This is a genomic window from Pseudomonas sp. SG-MS2 (genome assembly GCF_009933855.1).
GTDB classification, from domain to species: Bacteria; Pseudomonadota; Gammaproteobacteria; order Pseudomonadales; family Pseudomonadaceae; genus Aquipseudomonas; species Aquipseudomonas putida_E.
In genome coordinates this window covers 35,168-43,249 of sequence record NZ_MOMO01000214.1, presented here as the reverse complement: position 1 = coordinate 43,249, position 8,082 = coordinate 35,168, and the positions used below count along the sequence as shown (strand labels likewise).

The 8,082-nt window shown below is 62.7% G+C and carries 7 protein-coding genes and 1 pseudogene; 2 read left to right on the top strand and 6 right to left on the bottom strand.

Translation table 11 applies throughout. The features are described from left to right. The 4 genes and pseudogenes from BLX42_RS17860 to zur all read right to left on the bottom strand — a co-directional run. Nucleotides 1–329, bottom strand: a pseudogene (locus tag BLX42_RS17860) (hypothetical protein); the annotation flags it as partial. Nucleotides 330–456: 127 nt separating this feature from the next. Further along, the gene (gene znuB / locus BLX42_RS17855) at nt 457–1,239 is read right to left on the bottom strand and encodes a zinc ABC transporter permease subunit ZnuB (protein WP_046786744.1); all 783 of its coding nucleotides are present in this window, start codon (nt 1,237–1,239) and stop codon (nt 457–459) included. Beyond that, complete coding sequence (gene znuC / locus BLX42_RS17850) at nt 1,232–2,005, bottom strand: zinc ABC transporter ATP-binding protein ZnuC (RefSeq protein ID WP_046786743.1); 774 nt, start codon at nt 2,003–2,005, stop codon at nt 1,232–1,234. The genes znuB and znuC overlap by 8 nt, the downstream gene beginning before the upstream one ends. Beyond that, nucleotides 2,002–2,487, bottom strand: coding sequence for a zinc uptake transcriptional repressor Zur (zur, locus tag BLX42_RS17845; RefSeq protein ID WP_046786742.1), 486 nt, complete (start codon nt 2,485–2,487; stop codon nt 2,002–2,004). The genes znuC and zur overlap by 4 nt, the downstream gene beginning before the upstream one ends. Before the next feature lie 18 nt (nt 2,488–2,505). Here zur and BLX42_RS17840 point away from each other — a divergent pair, with 18 nt between their 5' ends. Beyond that, the gene (locus BLX42_RS17840; RefSeq protein WP_046786741.1) at nt 2,506–3,462 is read left to right on the top strand and encodes a zinc ABC transporter substrate-binding protein ZnuA; all 957 of its coding nucleotides are present in this window, start codon (nt 2,506–2,508) and stop codon (nt 3,460–3,462) included. Between the two features lie 151 nt (nt 3,463–3,613). On the opposite strand, the gene BLX42_RS17835 is transcribed toward BLX42_RS17840, so the two are convergent. After that, nucleotides 3,614–4,564, bottom strand: a complete 951-nt coding sequence (locus BLX42_RS17835) for a homoserine kinase (RefSeq protein WP_012316859.1) — start codon at nt 4,562–4,564, stop codon at nt 3,614–3,616. Between the two features lie 69 nt (nt 4,565–4,633). After that, nucleotides 4,634–4,921, bottom strand: a complete 288-nt coding sequence (locus tag BLX42_RS17830; RefSeq protein ID WP_012316858.1) for a DUF2782 domain-containing protein — start codon at nt 4,919–4,921, stop codon at nt 4,634–4,636. A gap of 74 nt (nt 4,922–4,995) precedes the next feature. Between BLX42_RS17830 and polA the strand changes: the two genes are divergently transcribed. Further along, the gene (gene polA / locus BLX42_RS17825) at nt 4,996–7,743 is read left to right on the top strand and encodes a DNA polymerase I (protein ID WP_161872288.1); all 2,748 of its coding nucleotides are present in this window, start codon (nt 4,996–4,998) and stop codon (nt 7,741–7,743) included. Nucleotides 7,744–8,082 lie beyond the last annotated feature (339 nt).

The window sequence follows — 8,082 nt, the reverse complement described above, 5'->3', positions numbered from 1 at the left end:
TGCGGCATCAGTGCGCGGGCACGTGCCAGCGCGGTTGCGGCAGCGTTGACGTCACCCTTCTGAAGGACGATCTGGCTGCGTTTGAGGTAAGCCTCAGCCAACTGCCGCTGGTACTGTTCCAGGCGGCCATCGTCGGGCGATTGAGCCTGCAGCGAGGCAAGCTGATCTTCGGCTGTGGCCAGTTCATTGCTGTTGATACTTTGCTGCAGCTGCTGCCAGGCATCGGCTTGGGCAGGTGCACCGGGCTGCTCGACCGGCGCGCTTGAACAAGCGGCCAGGAACAGGGAAAACGCGGCAACAAGCAGATAACGGGATGCGAACGGCTTCATTCCTGCGACTCTCTATTTGCGCAAAAAGCGAGCAAGTCTACACCCAGGTGCGCACGCTCGAAAACAAGTCTTACAGACCCTTTACCCGCGAAAAGGTTGCAGGGTGTGCCATGGCGCACCCCGGTTTTCAGCGTTTGGGCAGGGCCAGGCTCAGCAAGAATAGCACTGCCGCGCAGACCACGATCGATGGGCCGGCCGGGGTGTCCTTGAACCAGGACATGGCCAGGCCGCCGCAGACGGCCGTGACGCCCAGCAGGCTGGCCCCCACTGCCATCTGCTCCGGCGAGCGCGCGTGGCGCTGTGCCGCAGCGGCAGGGATGATCAGCAGGGAGGTGATCAACAGCACGCCGACGATCTTCATGGCGACGGCGATGACCACGGCAATCAGCAGCATCAGCGCCAGGCGCAGGCCAGCGACCGGCAGGCCTTCAACCATGGCCAGCTCTTCGTGGACGGTAACCGCCAGCAACGGTCGCCAAAGGACTGCAAGCAGCAGCAGTACCAGCGCACTGCCGCCCAGGATCCAGGCCAGGTCAGTGGTACTGATGGCCAGCAAGTCGCCGAACAGGTAGGCCATCAGGTCGATGCGTACGTCGTGCATGAAGCTCAGCACCACCAGGCCCAGCGACAAGGTGCTGGGCGCGAGGATGCCGAGCAGTGTGTCGGACGCCAATGGCTGGCGTTGCTGCAGGGTTACCAGCAGCAACGCCAGCAACAGGCACCCCACGGTTACCGCCAGCGCCGGGCTGACGTCCAGCACGAAGCCCATGGCCACGCCCAGCAGCGCTGCGTGGGACAAGGTATCGCCGAAATAGGCCATGCGCCGCCACACCACGAAGGAGCCCAGCGGGCCAGCCACCAGCGCCAGGGAAAGACCCGCGAGCAGGGCGTAAAGAAGAAAATCAGCCATGCTTGCAGTGGTCTCCGTGAACATGGGTGCCAGGGGCGACCACCGAGCCATGCAGGTCGTGGCTGTGATCGTGGTGGTGGTGGTAGACGGCCAGGCTCGGTGCGTTCTGGCCGAACAGTTCGACGAAGGCGGGGTCGTTGCTGACCTGCTCGGGGTGGCCGGAGCAGCACACATGCCGGTTGAGGCAGACCACCTGGTCGGTGGCGCTCATCACCAGGTGCAGATCGTGCGAGACCATCAATACCCCGCAACCATGGCGGTCGCGCAGGCGAGTGATGAGGTTGTACAGCTCGGTCTGGCCGACCACGTCGACGCCTTGTACCGGCTCATCCAGTACCAGCAGCTGGGGCTCGCGCAGCAGCGCCCTGGCCAGCAGCACGCGCTGCATCTCGCCGCCGGAAATGGTCTGGATCGGGCTGTCGATGACCTGTTCGGCGCCCACTTCCTGCAGTGCCGACAACGCTGCCTGCCGGTCTACACCGGGTACCAGGCGCAGAAAGCGCAGCACCGACAACGGCAGCGTGGCGTCCACCTGGATTTTTTGCGGCATGTAGCCGATACGCAGTTTCGGCTTGCGCCACACTGTGCCGCGGTGCGGCTTGAGCAGCCCGAGCACAGCACGGACCAAGGTAGTCTTGCCTGCGCCGTTGGGCCCGATCAGGGTGACGATCTGGCCGGGTGCCACCGACAGGTCGATGCTGTCGAGCACGGCCTCGCCGCCGAACGTGACGCCGACCTGCTCCAGACGGATCAGTGCATCGCTCATGCGGCGCCCCGGCAATTGCCGCACAGGCCGACGATTTCCACCGTCTGCGTTTCCACGCTGAAACCCACGCCTTTGGCGCTGGCGATGATCGCATCGCTGATGCTGTCCTGCTCCAGTTCGATGGCGACGTGGCATTCGCGGCAGATCAGGAACTGGCCCTGGTGCGCGTGCTCGGGGTGGCTACAACCGATGAAGGCGTTGAGTGAAGCGATGCGGTGTACCAGGCCGTTTTCCAGCAGGAAATCCAGCGCCCGATAAACGGTCGGTGGCGCAGCACGCCGGCCATCCTGTTCGCTGAGCACGGCGAGGATGTCGTAGGCGCCCAGCGGCTTGTGGCTTTGCCATACCAGCTCCAGCACACGCCGGCGCAATGCGGTCAGGCGCAGGCCCTGGCGGGTGCACAGCACCTCGGCCTCGGTCAGGGCGCTGTGCACGCAATGAGAGTGATCGTGGGGACGGTGGGCCAGCGGCGTGATGGACATGAGCAGCGACGGTTCTGGATGGAGACGTTATTATGTTACCTGTTTCTGACGAGTCGAGTATTCACCGTGTCCCGATTGCTTGTGCTTTTTGTCGCTTTTATCGCCTGCTCGGCGCAAGCCGACGTGCGTGTGCTGACCAGTATCAAACCGTTGCAGCAGATTGCCGCCGCTGTGCAGGACGGGGTTGGTAGCCCCGAGGTGCTGCTGCCTCCTGGCGCCTCGCCGCACCACTATGCCCTGCGCCCATCCGACGTGCGCCGCGTCGGCGATGCCGACCTGCTGTACTGGATCGGCCCCGACATGGAAGGTTTCCTGCCGCGGGTGTTGGGCAGCCGCAGCAAACCTGTCGTGGCTGTTCAGTCGCTGCCGGGCATGCAGTTGCGCCACTTTGGCGAGGACAGCCATTCACACGATGAAGAAGACCACGATGAGCATGACCACGATCATCGTCCGGGCAGCCTGGACGCGCATTTATGGTTGTCGTCAGTTAACGCCCGGGTGATTGCGGCGAAGATGGCGGCGGACCTGGCGTCGGCGGACCCTGCCAATGCCGCGCGCTACCAGAGCAACCTGAAGGCCTTCACTGCACGCCTCGATAGCCTGGATGCACGCATCAAGGCCCGGGTGGCGGGTATTGCCGACAAACCTTACTTCGTGTTCCACGAAGCGTTTGACTACTTCGAGTCTGCTTATGGGCTCAAGCACGCGGGTGTGTTCAGCGTGGCGGCCGAAGTGCAGCCGGGGGCGCAGCATGTCGCTGCCATGCGCAAGCGTCTGCAGGAAGTGGGCAAGACCTGTGTGTTCAGTGAGCCGCCGCTGCGACCGCGCTTGGCTGAGACGCTGACGGCCGGGCTGCCGGTGCGCTTGGCTGAGCTGGATGCGTTGGGCGGGAATGACCCAGTGGATGCCAAGGGCTACGAGCGTTTGCTGGAAAAGCTGGGCGCAGAGCTGGCAGGGTGCCTGGAGCAGCTTTAAGCCATTTGCATAGGCGCTGTAGGAGCGGCCTTGTGTCGCGAATGGGCTGCGCAGCAGCCCCAGACATGTCTGCGGCAGCGCGATATCCGGGGCCGCTTTGCGGCCCTTTCGCGACACTAGGCCGCTCCTACGCAGAGCGGTGGCGCTTCGGTCAGAGCGCGAACGGCAGGTGCAACGCCACTTGCTGGCGCTGCGCCAGACGCACCTCGAACTCGCTCGGGTCATGGATCATCACATCCATCCCGGCAAACGACTCGGCCGCGATCAAACGCGACAGCCAGAAGCGCACGCACCCGACCCGCAACATCTGTGGCCAGAGCTCGGCCTCGGCTGCCGTGAACGGCCGTAGCGCTGCATAGGCCGCCAGCAGGGCCTGGGCACGAGGCATATCGATCGCGCCGGTTTCATCCAGGCACCAGTCATTCACGGTGATGGCGATGTCGTACAGCATCGGCCCCGAGCAGGCATTGTAGAAGTCGATCACGCCGGTCAGGTGGGTGCCTTCGAACATCACGTTGTCGCGGAACAGGTCGGCATGCAGGTTGGCCCGCGGCAATGCCAGGATCTGCGCCTTGTGCGCGATGATTTCGTCCAGCGCCGGCTGCAACAGGGCAACCTGTTCTGCCGTGAGGCGCGGCATCAGCTCGGCACCGCTGGCGAGCATCCAGTCCAGGCCGCGATCGGTCTTGCGCTCGATGACGTGCTCGCGGGTGGCCAGGTGGATGTGCGCCAGCAGCTCACCTACCTGGGCGCAGTGCTGGTTGTTCGGCGCCTTGATGTGCTTGCCCGACAGCCTTGGTTGCAGCAGTGCCGGCTTGCCGCACAGCTCGCGCAGGCCATTGCCGTCACGGTCACGTATGGCGTAAGGCACCGGCATATCGGCGGCGTGCAGCGTGTCGAGCAGTTCGATGAAGAACGGCATGTCCTCGCTGGGGCCGCGCTCGATCAGCGTCAGGACGAACTCCCCCTGTTCGAGGCTGACGAAGAAATTGCTGTTTTCGGTGCCGGCGGCAATGCCCTGGAAATCGAGCAGACGGCCCAGCTGATACGGCGCCAGAAAGGTTTCCAGCTCAGGCCGGGTCACGGGGGTGAAGACTGACATGATGAAAGAATGCCCATACGGGCACTTCCGCCGGGAAGTGCCAGGTTGATGTGAACGGTACGCGTCAGATTACCACTCGAAGATCTTCCAGGACGGTATCAGCATGTCCGGTTGGTCGGAACGAATGAAATTGCCATCAGAGCCATCGGCGCGTACCAGAAAATAAGGCTTGCCGTTTTTCGGCGTGATCTTGATCGCATACAGGAAGCCGTTCTGCCGGTATTCCTGGATGGTTTTATCGCCTTCCGTGCGAATGGTCACCTCGGGATCTGCCGAGGGGGCGTCGTCCGCCGCCAGGGTGACGACTGGCATGGTTGCCAACAGGCTGAGCAGTAACAGGCGATTGAGTGTACGCATGATAACCTTGTCCCTTTGTCGTCATTGATCCGGCTATTCTAGCTCCGGACCCGCCGAAAAGGTTGATTCTGCTCATGAGCCAAGCGCCCCTCGTCCTGGTGGACGGTTCCTCCTACCTTTACCGCGCCTTCCACGCGCTGCCCCCGCTGACCACTTCCAAGGGCATGCCCACCGGCGCGGTCAAGGGTGTGTTGAACATGCTCAAGAGCCTGCGCAAGCAATACCCCGACAGCCTGTTCGCCGTGGTGTTCGATGCCAAGGGCGGTACCTTTCGCGATGCCATGTTCGCCGAGTACAAGGCCAACCGCCCCAGCATGCCGGACGACCTGCGGGTGCAGGTGGAGCCGCTGCATGCCAGCGTCAAGGCTCTGGGTTACCCGCTGCTGTGTGTCGAGGGGGTCGAGGCCGACGACGTGATCGGCACGCTGGCGCGCAGCAGTGCAGCACAGGGGCGGCCAGTGATCATCTCGACCGGTGACAAGGATATGGCGCAGCTGGTGGACGGCCACGTTACCCTGGTCAACACCATGACGGGCAGTGTGCTGGATGTGGCTGGCGTGCATGAGAAGTTCGGCGTCGGCCCGGAGCACATCATCGACTTCCTCGCCCTGATGGGCGACAAGGTCGACAACATCCCAGGCGTACCTGGGGTCGGTGAAAAAACCGCAGTAGGGCTGCTGACCGGTATCGGCGGCGGCCTCAGCGACCTGTACGCCAACCTGGACAAGGTGCCGGCACTGGCGATTCGTGGCGCCAAGACCCTGCCGGCCAAGCTCGAAGAACACCGTGACGCGGCGTTTTTGTCCTACGAACTGGCGACCATCAAAGTCGACGTGCCGCTGGATATCGAAGTGGACGCCCTGGTGTGCGGCGAGCCGGACCGTGAAGCGCTGCTGGCGCTTTATACCGAGATGGAATTCAAGAGCTGGATCGCCGACGTTCAGCGGGACGCGGCCAGGGCCGGCGATGAAGTTGCGCCTGTGCAGGCGCCTGCGGCCACGGTCGAGCCGAAATACGAAACCATCCTCGATCAGGCTCGCTTCGATGCCTGGCTGGAAAAGCTGCGTCAGGCGCCGCTGTTCGCTTTCGATACCGAGACCACCAGCCTCGATGCGCAAAAGGCACAGCTGGTCGGCCTGTCCTTCGCTGTCGAACCCCATGAAGCGGCTTACGTACCGTTGGCACACGACTATGAAGGCGCGCCGGTGCAACTGGATCGCGAAGCCGTGCTGCTGGCATTGAAGCCGCTCCTGCAAGACCCGGCCAAGGCAAAGGTAGGGCAGAACGCCAAGTACGATATCAACATCCTTGCCAATGGCTCGCCGGCGATCCAGATGCAGGGCGTTGCCTATGACACCATGCTTGAATCGTATGTGCTCAACTCCACTGCGACCCGTCATGATATGGACAGCCTGGCGCAGAAGTATCTCGACCACGCCACCATCGCGTTCGAAGACATCGCCGGCAAAGGCGCCAAACAGCTGACCTTCAACCAGATCCACCTGGACAAGGCCGGCCCTTACGCCGCCGAAGATGCCGACATTACCCTGCGCCTGCATCAGGCGCTGCAGGCCCGCCTTGCGCAGACACCGAGCGTGCAGCCGGTGCTGATGGATATCGAGATGCCGCTGGTGCCGGTGCTGGCCAAGATCGAGCGTCAGGGCGCGCTGGTTGATGCTGCCCTGTTACAGATACAGAGCGGTGAGCTGGGCGTGAAAATGGCCGAACTCGAGCGTCGGGCCTTCGAGCTGGCGGGTGAGGAATTCAACCTCGGCTCGCCCAAACAGCTCGGCTCGATCCTCTACGACAAGCTCGGCATGCCGGTGCTGAGCAAGACCGCCAAGGGCCAGCCATCCACGGCCGAGGCAGTCCTGGACGAGTTGGCCGTGCAAGGCTACCCGTTGCCGGAGGTACTGATGCAGTACCGCAGCCTGAGCAAGCTCAAGAGCACGTACACCGACAAGTTGCCGGGGCAGATCAACCCGCGAACCGGGCGTATCCATACGTCTTACCAGCAGGCCGTGGCCGCCACTGGGCGCCTGTCGTCCAGCGACCCGAACCTGCAGAACATCCCTATCCGTACCGCCGAAGGCCGGCGTATCCGCCAGGCGTTCATCGCCAGCCCGGGCTACAAGTTGCTGGCGGCGGACTATTCGCAGATCGAACTGCGCATCATGGCCCACCTGGCCAAGGACGAAGGCCTGCTGCACGCCTTCCGCAATGACCTGGATGTGCACCGTGCCACAGCTGCGGAAGTTTTTGGCGTAGCCCTGGAAGCGGTCACCACTGATCAGCGTCGTAGCGCCAAAGCCATCAACTTTGGCCTCATCTACGGCATGAGCGCCTTCGGCCTGGCCAAGCAGATCGGCGTAGACCGCAAGCAGTCGCAGGATTACATCGACCGCTATTTCGCCCGTTACCCAGGCGTCTTGGCCTACATGGAACGCACCCGCGCCCAGGCTGCCGAGCAAGGCTTCGTCGAGACCTTGTTCGGCCGCAGGCTTTACCTGCCGGACATCAACGCCAAGAATCCGGCCCTACGCAAGGGCGCCGAGCGCACGGCGATCAACGCACCGATGCAGGGTACCGCCGCCGACATCATCAAACGGGCCATGGTCAACGTGGACAACTGGCTGAGCGAAAGCGGCCTCGATGCTCGTGTGATCTTGCAGGTACACGACGAATTGGTGCTTGAAGTGCGCGAAGACCTGGTCGAACAGGTGAAAGATGAAATTCGCGGGCACATGAGCAAGGCCGCGCAACTGGATGTACCGCTGCTGGTCGAGGTCGGCGTTGGTTCGAATTGGGACGAAGCTCACTGATTGAGCAGGGAAACCTGTGTAGGATCCGGGTTGCAGCGACGCGGATCCTGGCATGGCTCGATGCCATTAGTACTACGGTTTCATGAAGCTATCGCAAATAGTTTTGAGGGCTCTGGAACTAAACCGGTGAAGCGGAACTCAGAGTAACTGAATGGCTGGTGAAGCCCTTCGATGCTCCTATGTTGTGTTAAGTGTTGGCAGATATCTGGACCCCGCCCTAGCGGTCCGGACTTGGACCCCGAACTTCCCCCTCCCCATACGAAGTCCGGGGTTTTTTTTGCCCGAAATTTGGGGGTGACGATGGCGGCACTATCGCCAAAAGCCGGCCCCCACAGGGTG

What these genes read in the sequence shown, in the direction of transcription:
- znuC (WP_046786743.1), bottom strand. Translation starts at nt 2,005, where the DNA reads ATGAGCGATGCACTGATCCGTCTGGAGCAGGTCGGCGTCACGTTCGGC.
- polA (WP_161872288.1), top strand. Translation starts at nt 4,996, where the DNA reads ATGAGCCAAGCGCCCCTCGTCCTGGTGGACGGTTCCTCCTACCTTTAC.
- BLX42_RS17830 (WP_012316858.1), bottom strand. Translation starts at nt 4,921, where the DNA reads ATGCGTACACTCAATCGCCTGTTACTGCTCAGCCTGTTGGCAACCATG.
- BLX42_RS17835 (WP_012316859.1), bottom strand. Translation starts at nt 4,564, where the DNA reads ATGTCAGTCTTCACCCCCGTGACCCGGCCTGAGCTGGAAACCTTTCTG.
- zur (WP_046786742.1), bottom strand. Translation starts at nt 2,487, where the DNA reads ATGTCCATCACGCCGCTGGCCCACCGTCCCCACGATCACTCTCATTGC.
- znuB (WP_046786744.1), bottom strand. Translation starts at nt 1,239, where the DNA reads ATGGCTGATTTTCTTCTTTACGCCCTGCTCGCGGGTCTTTCCCTGGCG.
- BLX42_RS17840 (WP_046786741.1), top strand. Translation starts at nt 2,506, where the DNA reads ATGGAGACGTTATTATGTTACCTGTTTCTGACGAGTCGAGTATTCACC.